This window comes from Nocardia puris, assembly GCF_036051655.1.
GTDB lineage: Bacteria > Actinomycetota > Actinomycetes > Mycobacteriales > Mycobacteriaceae > Nocardia > Nocardia puris.
Genome location: NZ_CP107943.1, coordinates 4207266 through 4221467, shown reverse-complemented (window position 1 = coordinate 4221467; position 14202 = coordinate 4207266). Strand labels below are relative to the sequence as shown.

General features: G+C 70.0%; 15 protein-coding genes. 9 read left to right on the top strand and 6 right to left on the bottom strand.

Annotated features, from left to right (window positions below):
* Window positions 1-6: 6 nt before the first annotated feature.
* On the bottom strand, window positions 7-696 hold the full coding sequence (locus tag OHB21_RS19410; protein WP_228801576.1) for a DUF4389 domain-containing protein: 690 nt from the start codon (window positions 694-696) through the stop codon (window positions 7-9).
* Window positions 697-889: 193 nt separating this feature from the next.
* On the opposite strand from OHB21_RS19410, the gene OHB21_RS19405 reads away from it, so the two are divergent.
* The 4 genes from OHB21_RS19405 (at window position 890) to OHB21_RS19390 (ending at window position 4179) form a co-directional block, all read left to right on the top strand.
* Entirely contained in the window at window positions 890-1180 is a 291-nt protein-coding gene (locus tag OHB21_RS19405) for an excalibur calcium-binding domain-containing protein (protein WP_067511262.1), read from the top strand.
* A gap of 37 nt (window positions 1181-1217) precedes the next feature.
* Window positions 1218-1637: a hypothetical protein gene (locus OHB21_RS19400; RefSeq protein ID WP_195126466.1), complete on the top strand. Its 420-nt coding sequence runs from the start codon at window positions 1218-1220 to the stop codon at window positions 1635-1637.
* 116 nt (window positions 1638-1753) lie between these two features.
* Window positions 1754-2941, top strand: coding sequence for a PLP-dependent cysteine synthase family protein (locus OHB21_RS19395; RefSeq protein WP_195126465.1), 1188 nt, complete (start codon window positions 1754-1756; stop codon window positions 2939-2941).
* A complete protein-coding gene (locus OHB21_RS19390; protein WP_407674977.1) occupies window positions 2938-4179 on the top strand; it encodes an MFS transporter in 1242 nt (413 codons plus the stop codon). The genes OHB21_RS19395 and OHB21_RS19390 overlap by 4 nt, the downstream gene beginning before the upstream one ends.
* Before the next feature lie 176 nt (window positions 4180-4355).
* Here the strand turns inward: OHB21_RS19390 and OHB21_RS19385 are convergent, their stop codons facing one another.
* A complete protein-coding gene (locus OHB21_RS19385; protein WP_067511265.1) occupies window positions 4356-4676 on the bottom strand; it encodes a hypothetical protein in 321 nt (106 codons plus the stop codon).
* Between the two features lie 390 nt (window positions 4677-5066).
* On the opposite strand from OHB21_RS19385, the gene OHB21_RS19380 reads away from it, so the two are divergent.
* On the top strand, window positions 5067-5564 hold the full coding sequence (locus OHB21_RS19380) for a DUF4254 domain-containing protein (RefSeq protein ID WP_067511266.1): 498 nt from the start codon (window positions 5067-5069) through the stop codon (window positions 5562-5564).
* Here the strand turns inward: OHB21_RS19380 and OHB21_RS19375 are convergent, their stop codons facing one another.
* The 3 genes from OHB21_RS19375 to OHB21_RS19365 are packed head-to-tail and all read right to left on the bottom strand — an operon-like array spanning window position 5565 to window position 8134.
* Entirely contained in the window at window positions 5565-5906 is a 342-nt protein-coding gene (locus OHB21_RS19375) for a hypothetical protein (RefSeq protein WP_067511267.1), read from the bottom strand.
* Window positions 5907-7055, bottom strand: a complete 1149-nt coding sequence (locus tag OHB21_RS19370; RefSeq protein ID WP_067511268.1) for a fatty acid desaturase family protein — start codon at window positions 7053-7055, stop codon at window positions 5907-5909.
* 20 nt (window positions 7056-7075) lie between these two features.
* Complete coding sequence (locus OHB21_RS19365; RefSeq protein ID WP_067511269.1) at window positions 7076-8134, bottom strand: ferredoxin reductase; 1059 nt, start codon at window positions 8132-8134, stop codon at window positions 7076-7078.
* A 197-nt stretch (window positions 8135-8331) separates the two neighbouring features.
* On the opposite strand from OHB21_RS19365, the gene OHB21_RS19360 reads away from it, so the two are divergent.
* A complete protein-coding gene (locus OHB21_RS19360) occupies window positions 8332-8952 on the top strand; it encodes a TetR family transcriptional regulator (protein WP_228801575.1) in 621 nt (206 codons plus the stop codon).
* A 285-nt stretch (window positions 8953-9237) separates the two neighbouring features.
* Here OHB21_RS19360 and OHB21_RS19355 read toward each other — a convergent pair whose 3' ends face one another.
* Window positions 9238-10575 (bottom strand): MFS transporter, encoded by a 1338-nt coding sequence (locus OHB21_RS19355; protein WP_067511271.1) that lies wholly within the window; start codon window positions 10573-10575, stop codon window positions 9238-9240.
* A gap of 114 nt (window positions 10576-10689) precedes the next feature.
* On the opposite strand from OHB21_RS19355, the gene OHB21_RS19350 reads away from it, so the two are divergent.
* From OHB21_RS19350 to cmrA, 3 genes are read left to right on the top strand one after another with little or no spacing between them, the layout of a single operon-like run.
* Entirely contained in the window at window positions 10690-11271 is a 582-nt protein-coding gene (locus OHB21_RS19350; protein ID WP_067511272.1) for a PadR family transcriptional regulator, read from the top strand.
* Window positions 11268-13298 (top strand): NADPH-dependent 2,4-dienoyl-CoA reductase, encoded by a 2031-nt coding sequence (locus OHB21_RS19345; RefSeq protein ID WP_067511273.1) that lies wholly within the window; start codon window positions 11268-11270, stop codon window positions 13296-13298. Before OHB21_RS19350 ends, OHB21_RS19345 begins: the two co-directional genes overlap by 4 nt.
* A gap of 29 nt (window positions 13299-13327) precedes the next feature.
* Complete coding sequence (cmrA, locus tag OHB21_RS19340) at window positions 13328-14131, top strand: mycolate reductase (RefSeq protein ID WP_067511274.1); 804 nt, start codon at window positions 13328-13330, stop codon at window positions 14129-14131.
* The last annotated feature ends 71 nt before the right edge of the window (window positions 14132-14202 follow it).

Genomic DNA, 14202 nt, shown 5'->3' with positions numbered 1-14202 from the left:
GGTTGATCAGGGTTCGCGCGGACCCTGATCGAGCCGGAACGGCGGGTACTCGTCGCGCATCAGACCCGCGTAGGCCTGCACGCGCAGCAGCCACCGGTTGATGCCGACCACGAAGTCGTACAGCCCCTTCGGGTAGCGGGCGGTGAACAGCAGGCCGATCAGCGCGATGGCCACCAGCACGTGGATCACCGGCCAGCTCATCGCCAGGTTCCACGCGCCGGTGCCCTCGTCCTGCACCGCACTGGCCACGGTGCCGCTCATCAGCACACCGATGATCAGGTAGTGCGGGATGGCCAGCAGCCACCACTTCACCAGCACCAGCCCGCGATGCAGCTTCTCCGGGTGGTCGATCTCCAGATCGGCCGGGTACTCCGGGTCCGGCCGCAACGAGAACGGCGGATACTTGTCCGTGCCGAGCACGGTGAGCGCGTAGAAACTGACGCGCCAATTCCAGCGCATCACACCGACATTGAACTCGAACAACGCCTTCGGGTACTTCCCGGTGAACAGGATCGCGAAGAACGCGATGACCGTCACGACGGCGTACCCGATGTGCAGGAAGAACAGCACGAAGTAGTGCGGGATGGCGAGCAACCACTTCACCAGCCACATCCACCGGGACAGTCCGGGGTCCAGATCGCCCCTGACCCGCACCGGGTGCGCGGCCGGTTCCGGCTTGCCGAGCTCCATGTCCATGGTCGAGGCTCCTTCGGGCGGCAGCATGCTGTGAGGATTTTCACGATTCTGGCGGACGAAGAGCGCGGTCCGGCCACGATGCGGGCTCGACACGCCGACGAATCGCGGCGGGCTTCGTTGCGCCACCGCGACGGCCGCGCAATACTGTTCGGCGGTTGTTTCGAAATCCGTTGCGATTGGGGGGAATCCGACCATGCGTAGATCGCGCACCCTGGTGGCCGTCGTCGGCCTGTTGCTCATCACCGTGCTCGTCGTCAGCGCCTGCGGCGGCAGCAACGGCAAGCGCAAGCGCTCGCACTCCTCCTCCGGCGGCGGGGCGGCCGCCACCAGCACCACCGCCGCGCCCGCGTACCGCACCTGCGAGGACGCGTGGAACGCGGGCAAGGCCCCGCTGCGCCGCAATCAGCCCGGCTACTCGGTGCAATTGGACCGGCTCGACGGCGCCGAGGACGGCGTCGCCTGCCTGGTGCGCCCGAAATCCTGAGCGGGGCACTCAGCCTCGGCTTGTACCATCGGCGATCGTGACGTTCGCTGCCGCACGCCGCCCCGCCCCGCGGGCGGTCGTCGCGTTCGTGTTCGCGGCGTGGGTCCTGGCCCTCGTGCTGCCGGACTGTCACGTGTTCGCCAGGGCCGCCGCCGTCCACGAGCACATCGAGTCCGTCGGCCCGGGAGTCGAGAACACCGTCACGCTCTGGGCGGCGGCCGACCGGCACGCGCACGTCAACCCGCCGGAACGGCACCTGCCCGGCGACGCGCTGCTCGTCGCCCCGCCGCGCTCCGGTCCGTCCTGGCCGGATCTGCTGCCCGGCCTCGACACTCCCCCGGCCGCGCCGCCCGCCCCCGAGCGGCTCGGCGCGGCGCCCCGCGCGCCACCCGGTAGCGCCCTTCCGGTTCTCGGCGGCCGGGATCTCCTCGTCCGATTCGGGATCGATCGGAACTGATCGGTTCGCGTCAGGCCGCGCCCGCGTGCGCGGCCGGTGTCCGTGCGTCCCGCACCACACCCCGTCGGTGACGCGCGTCCCCGCGCGCCCCGACCCGCACAGAATCGGACGATTCCATGACCGCAGCCTTGCAGTACCCCCTGCCCGCGTCGCCCGACGCGACGCCGAGCCCCGCCGGACTGCTCACCAGCGCCCAGCGCTGCCCCCGCCCCGCCACCCTGGTAGGCAACACGCCCGTCCTCTGGATCACCGAACCACTCGCGCCCGCGGGCCGGGGGTTCTGGGCAAAGCTCGAAGGCGCCAATCCGGGCGGGATGAAGGACCGGCCCGCCCTGCACATGGTCGAACGCGCCACCGCGCGCGGTGAACTCGCGCCCGGCGCGCCGATCGTCGAATCCACCAGCGGCACACTCGGACTCGGGCTCGCGCTGGCGGGCACGGTGTATCGGCACCCGGTCACGCTGGTCACCGACCCCGGTTTGGAGCCGATCGTGGCGCGCATGCTCGCCGCCTATGGCGCGCGGGTGGAGACCGTCACCGAACCGCACCCGGTGGGCGGCTGGCAGCAGGCCCGCCGCGACCGCGTGACCGACCTGCTCGCCGCCGACCCGCGCGCCTGGTGCCCCGACCAGTACCGCAACCCCGACAACCGCGACGCCTACACCGCCCTCGCCACCGAACTCGTCGCCCAGCTCGGCCGGATCGACGCGCTGGTGTGCTCGGTGGGCACCGGCGGGCACTCCGCGGGCATCTCCCGGGCGCTGCGCCGCTGGTTTCCGCACCTGCGCTTGATCGGCGTCGACACCGTGGCCTCCACCATCTTCGGCCAGCCCGCCGGGCCCCGCCTCATGCGCGGGCTGGGCTCCTCCATCCATCCCGCGAACGTCGACTACCCGGCGTTCGACGAGGTCCACTGGGTCGCGCCCGCCGAGGCCGTGTGGGCGTGCCGGGCGCTGGCCGCCACCCACCACACGGGCGGCGGCTGGAGCGTGGGCGCGGTCGCGCTCGTCGCGGGCTGGCTGGCCCGCACCGGCGACCCCGACCAGCGCATCGCCGCGATCTTCCCCGACGGGCCGCTGCGCTACTTCGACACCGTCTACAACGACGCGTACTGCCGCGAACACGGTCTGCTCGGCGGGGAACCACCCGTCGAACCGGCCACCCTGCCCCACCCGTCGGCGGCCGTGGTGGACTCGTGGACGCGCTGCGCGACGGTGGTGGACCCGAAGGCGCGCCCGCTGACCGACCCGACCGAGGACCCGCACATGCCCGACGTACCAGCCCGGCCCGGGGCCGCGCGGTGAGGAACTTCTACGCCACTTACCGCAGCTTCGGCGCGCCCAGCCGGATGTTGATGGTGAACCAGTTCGCCATCAACACCGGGTTCTTCATGCTCATGCCGTACCTGGCCGCCCACATGGCGGGCCCGCTGGGACTGGCCGCGTGGGCGGTGGGACTGGTGCTGGGCATCCGGAACTTCTCCCAGCAGGGCATGTTCCTGGTCGGCGGCACGCTGGCCGACCGGCTCGGCTACAAACCGCTGATCGTCGCGGGCTGCCTGCTGCGCACCGGCGGTTTCGCGTTGCTGGCCGTCGCCGATTCGCTCACCGCGCTGCTGATCGCCTCGGCGGCAACGGGATTCGCGGGCGCGCTGTTCAACCCGGCGGTGCGCGCGTACCTGGCGGTCGACGCGGGCGAACGCCGGTTGGAGGCGTTCGCACTGTTCAACATCTTCTACCAGGCGGGCACCCTGCTGGGGCCGATCCTCGGGCTGGTACTGATGGCATTCGACTTCCAGGTGACGGCCGCCGCCGCGGCCGCGGTGTTCGCCGTGCTCACGGTGGCCCAGTTGCGCGCGCTGCCCCAGCACCGCGCGGCCCCGAAATCGGCCTCGGTGCTGGACGATTGGCGCACGGCGCTGGCCAACCGGCCGTTCCTGCTGTTCTCGGCGGCGATGATCGGCTGCTACGTGCTCTCGTTCCAGGTGTATCTGGCGCTGCCCATGCAGGCCGACCGCGTGGTCGGCGCGGGAGCGGCGGCCGCGCTGATGACGGCGGTGTTCGTGGTGTCGGGCGTGATCGCGATCGCCGGGCAGCTGCGCATCACCCGCTGGTTCGCGGCGCGCTGGGGCAGGCCGCGCAGCCTGGTGATCGGGCTGGGCGTGCTGGCGGCGGCGTTCGTGCCGCTGCTGCTGGTGCCCGGCACGGCGTTCGGCGTTCCGGTCGCGGTGGGTGCACTGCTGCTGACCGCCGCCGGACTGGGCATCGGTGCGGCGGCGGTGTTCCCGTTCGAGATGGACACCGTGGTGGCGCTGTGCGGTGACCGGCTGGTGGCCACCCACTACGGGCTGTACAACACCATCGTCGGCACCGGCATCCTGCTCGGAAACCTGGGCACCGGCACGGTGCTCGACGCGGCGCGCGCGGCCGGTGTGAGTTCGCTGGCGTGGGCGGCGCTGATCGCGATCGGGCTGGCCTCGGCGGCGGGCTTGTACCGCCTGGCGCGCACGGGGCGGCTGGAGTCACGCGTCCCGGTCGGCTGAGCGCACGGGGTGGGCCGGGTGCGTCGCGTCCGGCCCACCCCCGAAGCTCAGCGCTTCCGGAGCCGAAGGGCGCCGGCGCCCGAATGACAAGCCGAACTCGGATCCCGGTGCACGAACGCGAGTACCGGTGCACAGTTGTACTCGCGGCACAGTTGCCTTCGCGGCCAGGCGTGCGATCAGGTCGGCGCTTCCCCCTGCGCCGAATACAGACTGACCTCACCGCGTTCGCTGAGAAACGCGTTGACCAGCATGATCCGGTTGGCGCGCAACTCGTCGGGCTCCGGCGCGGTGGTGGTGATCGAGATCTGCGGAATGGCGCCCCAGTTCACGACATAGCGTTCGGGCGGGCCGCCGTCGTCGGACAGGCGCGCGAGCCGGTACACCGACACCGTTTTCCGGACGATCAGGCCGCGGACGACCTCCGCGATTCGCTCCGGGTCTTCCAGGGCGAACATGAAACCGAACGTCAGCTCCGGTGACGACACGTAGGCGGGCACGAACTCCGAGGTTAGCCCATCGACCGGAGGCGCGCAGCAGCCCCGCCGAATCGGTTGCCGCGCATATGCCGACCGCCATTCCGGCGCGGATCCCCGCGGATTCCCGGTGACCGAAACGTAACGGACGATAACGATTTCCCGCCGGCGCGTTGATTTTTACACCATACTATTGCGCGGTTTCCGCGCTCGCGCTTTCCTGAAAGTGTCCCGATTCACCGGGTCGTCTTCCTCAACGCACCGTCGCGTATTTCCCGGTCGCCCCGAGGCGTGCCGGGGGATCGAGTGGGGGCGCGCGGACTCGGGGCTGCGCCGGCGCCGAGGGGCTGCTCCTCCCCGAAATCCCCCTCGGCCCTGGCGCATCCACGCCGAGATCCTGATCGCGAGAGCGCCATGCCGACCGAATACGCCGTGAGCCGCGTCCGGGCCGACGAGCTGCCGCCGAGTTCGGCGCTGCTGCGCGCCTTCCGAGACCGGGACGGGCGCGGGCACCCGGTCCTGGACACCGCCCGCGAACTGGCCGCCTGCCACGAGCGCAGGCGGGCGCTGACCGCGGGCGCGGGCGACCCGCAGCGCACCGCACTCGAGGACATCGACGGGCACCGCGCCGAACTCGTGGACCGGATCAACGGCTGGGTGGCCACCCACGTCGTCCACCGCACCGGCGCCTCGTTGCACACCGAGACGCTCGGCGCGGTGATCGACAGGATGGCGGCGAAATGGATTGCGGCGCGACAGGCCCTGGGTTTCACCGACGCGACCGATCGGCCGCCGGCCGGGCTGGACGGCCAGGCCCGCCTGCAGTGGACCCGGCTGGCCGAGCTGGCCGACGGCTATCAGGATCTGATCACCGACGTCGCCGAACACCGGCGCAGGCTGCCGGTGTGGTGATCACCGGCGGTCGTCGACCTCCGTGTCGACGACCTCGGCCTCCACGAACGACGTTTCGGCGGTGGGCTTTTCGGTGGCGGGGGCCGCGGCGGCGGGCTCGTCGAACCCGGCCGCGGCGTCCTCGTCGTCGAACAGCGCCGCCTCCCGGTGCGCGGCGGCGTCCTTGCGGGCCGCCGCGGCCGCCTCGTTCATCTCGATCGCGTCGGTGATCCACTCACCGATCTCCCGGGTGACCTCCTGCACGGTGCCGGTGATGATCGTCGCGATATTTCCGACGTGCCGGGCACCGGACGACGTCAATTCCTGGATCAAATCCTTGTTGGTCTCGAATTTCCCGATCATTCACACGCCCACTTCGGTTGCCTTCCGCTGTCGCATCACGATAACACCGGGTGATGGCGACCCCTTGACGAAACGATCCGGCAGCGAGAGCTTGAAAATCTTCAGCCACACATCGCCGAGCTGCTTGCGCAGCGGCCCGCTGTTGTAGGGCAGGCCGTACTTCTCGCACAGCGCGCGCACCTCGGGCGCCATCTCCGGGTACCGGTTGGCGGGCACGTCGGGGAACAGGTGGTGCTCGATCTGGTGCGACAGGTTGCCGCTCATGATGTGGAACAGCTTGCCGCCGTCGATGTTCGCCGAGCCCAGCATCTGGCGCACGTACCACTCGCCGCGGGTCTCCTCAGCGGTCTCGTCCTCGGTGAACGTCTGTACGCCCGACGGGAAGTGCCCGCAGAAGATGATCGAGTACGCCCACACGTTGCGGACGATGTTCGCGGCGGCGTTGCCCAGCAGGGTGCTCACGAACAGCGGGCCGGTCAGCGCCGGGAAGATCACGTAGTCCTTCAGCGACTGCTTGCCCGCCTTGCGCCACCAGCCCTTGACCAGCGGCTTCAGGTCGCTCCACTTGCGCTTGCCCTGCACGATGTTCTCCGCCTCGGCGTCGTGCAGCATGACGCCCCACTCGAAGAACACCATGAGCAGGAACGCGTAGAGCGGGTTGCCCAGGTAGTAGGGGTTCCACTTCTGGCCCTCATCGATGCGCAGGATGCCGTAGCCGATGTCGCGGTCCATGCCGTGGATATTGGTGTAGGTGTGGTGCATGTAGTTGTGCGAGTGCCGCCACTGGTCGGCCGGGCACACGGTGTCCCACTCGAATTCGCGGGAGTTCAGGTCCGGCTCGCGCATCCAGTCGTACTGGCCGTGCATGACGTTGTGGCCGATCTCCATGTTGTCGAGAATCTTCGACACACCGAGCGCGGCGACGCCGGCCAGCCAGAACGGGGGCAGGAAGCCCAGGTACATCAGGCCGCGCCCGGCGATCTCGAGTCCGCGCTGCGCCTTGATGATCGAGTAGATGTATTCGCGGTCGCGATCGCCCAGGTCGGCGACGATGCGGGCGCGCAGCTCGTCGAGGGTCTTGCCGATCTCCTCCACCTGTTCGGGCGTGAGGACCAGCGGGCCGTCTTTGGTTTCGGTCAGGATGGTCATGTCGAGAGTCCCCTTCGTGTCTAGATTTCGATGTCGACATCGCCCACGGCGGCGCTGACGCAGAGCTGGATGGGCTGGTCGGGGTCGCTGTCGAGTTCACCGGTGCGCAGGTTGCGGGTGCAGCCGGTGCGGCGAACGGCCGTGCAGGAGAAGCAGATCCCCATGCGGCAGCCGTACTCCGGGTTCAGTCCGGCGGCCTCGGCCTGCTCGAGCAGGCTGGCCCCGGCGTTCTCGGAAGTCACGCCGCTGGCGCTGAACGTGGTCGCACCGGTCACCTCGCTCGCGTCGACGGGCGCGACCGAGAGGGTGAACTCCTCCGAGTGCAGGCGTTCGCCGAGATCCTCGGCCTCGAACACCTTGCGGACCGCTTCCATCATCGGCGGCGGGCCGCACATGAACGTCTGCGCCTCGGCGTACCAGGGCGCGACGCGCTCGAGCTCGTCGTAGCCGAACGGGCCGTGGCCCTGTTCCGGGTAGCGCATCTCGATGCGGAAGTTCGGGTGCCGCGCGGCGATCGCGTCGATCTCCGCCCGGTGCGGCACCGCCTCCGGGGAGCGCGCGTAGTGCAGGAAGGTGAGCTGCCCCGGGTAGCCCTCGTCGGCGAGGGTCCGCATCATCGACAGCACCGGCGTGATGCCGCTGCCGCCGCTGATCAGCAGCACTTTCTCCGGCCGCGGCGCGGGCAGGCGGAACACGCCCTCGGCGGGGCTCAGATCCACCACCGTGCCGGGCGTGGCGTGCTCGTAGAGGTACTGCGACACCAGCCCGCCGGGATGCGCCTTGACGGTGAGCTGGATGTGGCGGTCGCGGCGCCCCTCGGGGTTGACCGGCGAATAGCACCGGGTGTGCCGGACGCCGTCGATGACGACGCCGAGCTGGACGTACTGCCCCGCGACGTGCCCGCGCCACCGGCGGTTGGGCCGCAGGGTGAGCGTCACCGAGCCGGGCGCCGAGCGGCGCACGTGGGTGATCTCGGCACGCGTCTGCCGCACCGTGAGGGTGGGGCGGACCAGTTCGAGATACCGGTCCAGCGGGTGGGGCGTGGTCAGGGTCTGCACCAGGTCGATGAGATCCACCATTCGGTTCTCCGTGCCTCTGCTCGTGGGTACTGATGGGCTGTCGGGCGTGCGGATCGTCACTGGACGAAATTTCAGTGCACGCCTGTACACTCACTTAGTGTGACCGATGGACATGGGCCGGTGTCAACCGGCAAAGCATGTGACCCGAACTACACAACGTGGAAAAGCGAATGGTGAACGGATGTATGCTCACCCTGATGAGCGAGCAGGCAGCAACCCGGGGCGAGCGCAAGGAGCGCACGCGGCAGGCCCTGGTCGAGGGCACCTTGGCGCTGGCCGAGGACCGCGGTTTCGCGGCCCTGAGCCTGCGTGAGATCGCCCGCTCGGCCGGCATCGTGCCCACCGCCTTCTACCGGCACTTCGCCTCGCTCGACGATCTGGGCACCGCCCTGGTCGACGAGGGCGTCACCGCGCTGCGGCTCGCGCTGCGCGAGGTGCGCCGCAAGCCCGACGCGAGCGTGGCCGACACGGTGCGCTTCGTCTTCGACCAGGTGGCGGGCAAACGCGCGATCTTCGGTTTCCTCACCCGCGAACGGCACGGCGGTTCGGCCATCCTGCGCAAGGCGATCGCGCTGGAACTCCAGCTGATCGTGCGCGAACTCGTCGCCGACCTCTCGCGGGTGCCGACCCTGGACGACTGGAGCCCGCGCGATCTGGAGATCGCCGCCGACCTGCTGGTGGGCACCGTCGCCGACGGTATCGCCACCTACCTCTCGGCCGACGAGCGCGAGCAGCGCAACGCCGTCGCGAACACCGTGCAGAAGGTGCGGCTGATCGCGCTCGGCATGGACAACTGGTGGCCGCCGAAGGACCGGTGAGCGCGGACTTCGTCCGGGCTCCGGCGAGTCCGGGATTCCCTCCCGTGGTCCGTGCGGCGGCCGGAACACCGGTAGTGCGGTTGCCGGGCCCGGACCGGTAGTCCCGCCTCGGCGGCGGCTCTGGCTACCGTCCACGCGAGAGAGGGCCGGGCTCGTCAGACGGGCTCGGCGTGGTCAGGCGGGCTCGGCGCGTTCAGGCGGGACTGGCACGCTCAGGTCGGACCGACACACTCAGGCGGAACCGACACGCTCAGACGAGACCGGCGCACCGACGAGTCCGGCGCGTCAGACGGTCTGCGCCGAATCCCTCTCCGGCGCGCGCACGGGCAGTAGCACGAGCAGGCCCAGCCCGAGCACGATCAGCAGGCCGACGATGCCCGCCCGGTCGGCGTCGAACAACCACACGAACAGGCCGAACAGCGCGGGCGCGAGGAACGAGACCGCGCGGCCGGTGGTGGTGTAGAGGCCGAACATCTGGCCCTCGCGGCCGGGCGGGGCCAGGCGCGCCAGGAACGAGCGCGCCGAGGCCTGCGCCGGGCCGACGAAGATGGTGAGCAGCAGGCCGAACACCCAGAACATAGCCGGGCCCGACACGATCAGCAGCGCGACGCCGCACACCAGCATCGCCCCGAGCGAGCCCACGATCACCCGCTTGGGCCCGACCCGGTCGTCGAACCGGCCCGCGACCACCGCGCCCAGCGCCGCCACCACGTTGGCGGCCACGCCGAACAGCAGCACATCGGCGTCGGCGATGCCGTACACCTGCACCGCGAGGATCGCGCCGAAGGTGAACACGCCCGCCAGCCCGTCCCGGAAGACCGCGCTGGCCAGCAGATACCAGACCGTGCGCCGATCGGTGCGCCACAGATCGCGCAGATCGCGGAACAGCACGCGGTACGACCCGAGGATTCCCGCGCTCGCCGCGCCGGGATCGGCTCCGGTGCGCGGCAATTCGGGCACGGCGAAGAGCACGGGCAGCGCGAACGCGGCGAACCACACCGCCGCCAGCACCGCGACCAGGCGGATATTGAGGCCGTCGTCGGTGGGGATGCCGAAGATGCCCCGGGTGTCGCCGTCACCGGAGATGAAGCCGAAGTAGCAGATGAGCAGCAGGAAGATGCCGCCGAAATAGCCCATGGCCCAACCGAATCCGGAGACCCGGCCGACGGTCTCGGGCGTGGACACCTGGCGCAGCATGGCGTTGTAGGGCACGTTCGCCAGTTCGAAGACCGCGGCGCCGAACGCCAGCAGCACCAGGCCCAGCCACAGGTCGCGGTGGTCGTCGTGCACGAAGAACATCGCCATCATCGACAACACCACCAGCGCGGTCAGAACACCCAGCCCGCGTTTGCGTTTCGCGGCCGCGTCGAACCACTGCCCGCTGACGGGCGCGGTGAGCGCGACGACCACGCCCGAGACGGCGAGCGCCCAGGCCAGCCACGCGCTGGCCGACACGCCGCCGGGCAGGTCGTCGCCGACCTCCTTGGTGAGATAGACCGAGAACACGAAGGTCAGGATCACCGCGTTGAACGCCGACGATCCCCAGTCCCACAGCCCCCACGCGACCACCTGACCGCGCCCGGCGGCCTCTCCGATCGTGCCGCGCGCGTCCACCTCGGTCATGCCACGCAGCGTAATGGCTGCGGAGGTCGCGCACCCGGGTTCGGCCGCGCGACGCGCGCCGGAACGCTATGCACTCGGTTGCATAGTACTGTGAGTTCCGAGTAAAGTCGCCGCATGGCCCTCGAGCACGCGCTGCTGGTATCGCTGACCGAGCGGGCCGGTTCGGGCTACGAGCTGGCCCGCCGCTTCGACAAGTCCATCGGCTTCTTCTGGAGCGCCACCCACCAGCAGATCTACCGGGTGCTGCGGCGCATGGAGGAATCCGGTTGGCTGGACTGCGAATCCGTGGCGCAGGAGGGCAAGCCGGACAAGAAGGTGTACTCGGTGAACGCCGCGGGCCGCGCCGAACTGGCCCGCTGGATCGCCGCGCCGTCGAACACCGACCTGCCGCGCAGCGAACTCGGCGTCAAGATCCGCGGCGCCGCCCACGGCGATATCGACGCCCTGTGCGCGGAGATCACCCGCCACCGCGACGAGCACGCGGCCCGGCTCGAGGTGTACCGCCTCATCGAGAAACGCGACTTCGCCGCGCCGGATCAGCTCTCCGGCACGGCCCTGCACCAGTACCTGGTCCTGCGCGGCGGTATCCGCGTGGAGGCCGGGTTCACCGAATGGTGCGACGAGGTACTGCAAGCCCTGCGTCCCGGCGCGTCAGCCCCGCGCCCGGACCGAGCGAAAGGCGAGACGCCCCCATGAGTTCCTTCCCCCACCTGTTCGAACCGCTCGACCTCGGCTTCACCACGCTGCGCAACCGCGTGGTGATGGGCTCGATGCACACCGGACTGGAGGATCGCGCCTGGGATACGAACAAGCTGGCGGCCTACTTCGCCGAACGCGCGAAAGGTGGTGTGGGCCTGATCATCACGGGCGGCTACGCCCCCAACCGCACCGGCTGGCTGCTGCCCTTCGGCGCGAAGCTCACCAACAAGACCGAGGCCTACCGCCACCGCGCCATCACCAAGGCGGTGCACCGCGAGGGCGGCAAGATCGCCATCCAGATCCTGCACGCCGGACGCTATTCCTATATGCCGGGCAGTGTTTCGGCGTCCTCGATCAAGGCGCCGATCAATCCGTTCCGGCCGCGCGCGCTCTCCTCGCGCGGGGTCGAGCAGACCATCGACGACTACGCCCGCTGCGCTCAGCTCGCGCAGTTCGCGGGGTACGACGGCTGCGAGATCATGGGCGGGGAGGGCTATTTCATCAATCAGTTCCTCGCCCCGCGCACCAACAAGCGCACCGACAAGTGGGGCGGGTCGCCGGAGAACCGCAGGCGGCTGCCGCTCGAGATCGTGCGCCGCGTGCGGGCGGCGGTCGGTACCGACTTCATCATCGTGTTCCGGCTCTCGATGGCCGAACTGGTGGAGAAGGGGCAGACGTTCGAAGAGATCGTCACGCTCGCCAAGGAATTGGAGCGGGCGGGCGTCACCATCATCAACACCGACATCGGCTGGCACGAGGCGCGGGTGCCCACCATCGTGACCTCGGTGCCGCGCGCGGCGTTCGTGGAGTTCACCGCCAAGATCACCCGCGAGGTGAGCATCCCGGTGTGCGCGTCCAACCGCATCAATATGCCCGAGATCGCCGAGGAGATCCTGACTCGCGGTGACGCCCAGCTGGTTTCGCTCGCGCGCCCGTTCCTCACCGATCCGGAGTGGGTGAACAAGGCCGCGCAGGACCGCGTCGACGAGATCAACACCTGCATCGCCTGCAACCAGGCCTGCCTGGATCACGCCTTCCAGCACAAGACCGTCTCCTGCCTGCTCAACCCGCGCGCCGGGCACGAGACCGAGCTGAAGCTGCTGCCCACCCGCCGCGCCAAGCGCGTCGCCGTGGTGGGCGCGGGGCCCGCCGGCCTCTCGGCGGCGGTGAGCCTGGCCGAGCGCGGCCACCGCGTGGACCTGTTCGAGGCCGACGACAAGATCGGCGGCCAGTTCGACATCGCCCGCCGCATCCCCGGCAAGGAGGAGTTCAGCGAATCCATCCGCTACTTCACGCGGATGATCGAAATCCACGGCGTGCGACTGCATCTCGGCAAGCGGGTGAGCGCAGGCGAACTGCTCGAAGGCCGCTACGACGAAGTGGTGCTCGCCACCGGCGTGAAGCCGCGCATCCCGAACATCCCCGGCATCGACCACCCGATGGTGCTCTCCTACGCCGAACTAGTCCGCGACGGGAAACCGGTCGGCAAGCGGGTCGCGGTGATCGGCGCGGGCGGCATCGGTTACGACGTGAGCGAATTCCTCACCGTCGACGGGCATCCCGCGCTCAAACTGGAGGAGTGGAAGGAGGAGTGGGGCGTCACCGCCGACGACGAGCAGGTCCCCGGCCAGCTCACCACCCCGCGCCCCTCCCCCGCCGCGCGCGAAGTGGTGCTGTTGCAACGCAAGTCGGGCACGTTCGGCAAGAGCCTCGGCAAGACCTCCGGCTGGGTGCACCGCGCCGCGCTGAAGGCCAAGGGCGTCGAACAGATCGGCGGGGTGAACTACGAACGCATCGACGATCACGGCCTGCACATCAGCTTCGGCGAGAAACGCGAACGGCCGCAACTGATCCCGGTGGACAACGTGATCATCTGCGCGGGCCAGGAGTCGGTGCGCGACCTCGAGCAGCCGCTGCTGGCCGCGGGCATCACCCCGCACCTCATCGGCGGCGCCGAACTGGCCTCCGAACTCGACGCCAAACGCGCGATCGACCAGGGCACCCGCCTGGCCGCGCGGCTGTAGGCGGGCGGGCATCGCCTAGCATCGCTGGCGTGAGCCTGCCCTCCCCCACCTCCGAGAACCGCGCCGTCGTCACCGGGGCCTCCTCCGGCATCGGCACCGCCCTGGCCGCCGATCTTGCCGGTCGCGGCTATTCGCTGATCCTCGTCGCCCGCCGCGGCGACGTCCTCAACGAGCTCGCGCAGCGGCTCACGCTCGCGCACGGCATCACCGCCGAGGTGCGCGCGGTCGACCTGGCCGACCGCGACCAGCGCGGGCCGCTCGCCGAGGAACTGGCCGCCCGCGATATCGCGATCCTGTGCAATAACGCGGGCATCGCCACGTTCGGGCCGGTCGCCGAACTGGATCTGGCCTACGAACGCGCCCAGATGGAACTCAACGCGGTGGCGGTGCACGACCTCACCCTCGCCGTGCTGCCCGGCATGATCGCGCGCGGCGCGGGCGGCATCCTGATCAGCGGCTCGGCCGCGGGCAACATGCCGATCCCGAACAACGCCACCTACGCGGCCAGCAAGGCCTTCGCCAACACCTTCTCCGAATCGCTGCGCGGCGAGCTGAAGGGCTCCGGCGTGCACGTCACGCTGCTCGCGCCCGGCCCGGTGCGCACCGAGACCCCCGACCCGGCCGAGGCGTCGATCGTGGACCGCATGGTGCCCGACTTCATGTGGGTGTCCTCCGAGCACACCGCGAAGGTGTCCATCGACGCGCTGGCCCGCAACAAGATGCGCGTGGTCCCCGGCCTGATCAGCAAGGGGATGAGCGTCGCGGGACAGTACGGTCCGCGCGCGGTGACCGCGCCCATCGCCGGGGCGTTCTACCGCAAGCTCGGCGGCTGAGCCGGCGTCAGCGGTCCGTCAGGAACGAGCGCGGGCGCGTCAAGGAGGCGTAGGCGAGCGGTTCACCCGGC

Excerpts from the sequence above, each read along its gene's own strand:
- OHB21_RS19410 (WP_228801576.1), bottom strand. The coding sequence starts at position 696 with ATGGACATGGAGCTCGGCAAGCCGGAACCGGCCGCGCACCCGGTGCGG.
- OHB21_RS19405 (WP_067511262.1), top strand. The coding sequence starts at position 890 with ATGCGTAGATCGCGCACCCTGGTGGCCGTCGTCGGCCTGTTGCTCATC.
- OHB21_RS19395 (WP_195126465.1), top strand. The coding sequence starts at position 1,754 with ATGACCGCAGCCTTGCAGTACCCCCTGCCCGCGTCGCCCGACGCGACG.
- OHB21_RS19380 (WP_067511266.1), top strand. The coding sequence starts at position 5,067 with ATGCCGACCGAATACGCCGTGAGCCGCGTCCGGGCCGACGAGCTGCCG.
- OHB21_RS19375 (WP_067511267.1), bottom strand. The coding sequence starts at position 5,906 with ATGATCGGGAAATTCGAGACCAACAAGGATTTGATCCAGGAATTGACG.
- OHB21_RS19370 (WP_067511268.1), bottom strand. The coding sequence starts at position 7,055 with ATGACCATCCTGACCGAAACCAAAGACGGCCCGCTGGTCCTCACGCCC.
- OHB21_RS19365 (WP_067511269.1), bottom strand. The coding sequence starts at position 8,134 with ATGGTGGATCTCATCGACCTGGTGCAGACCCTGACCACGCCCCACCCG.
- OHB21_RS19360 (WP_228801575.1), top strand. The coding sequence starts at position 8,332 with ATGAGCGAGCAGGCAGCAACCCGGGGCGAGCGCAAGGAGCGCACGCGG.
- OHB21_RS19355 (WP_067511271.1), bottom strand. The coding sequence starts at position 10,575 with ATGACCGAGGTGGACGCGCGCGGCACGATCGGAGAGGCCGCCGGGCGC.
- OHB21_RS19350 (WP_067511272.1), top strand. The coding sequence starts at position 10,690 with ATGGCCCTCGAGCACGCGCTGCTGGTATCGCTGACCGAGCGGGCCGGT.
- OHB21_RS19345 (WP_067511273.1), top strand. The coding sequence starts at position 11,268 with ATGAGTTCCTTCCCCCACCTGTTCGAACCGCTCGACCTCGGCTTCACC.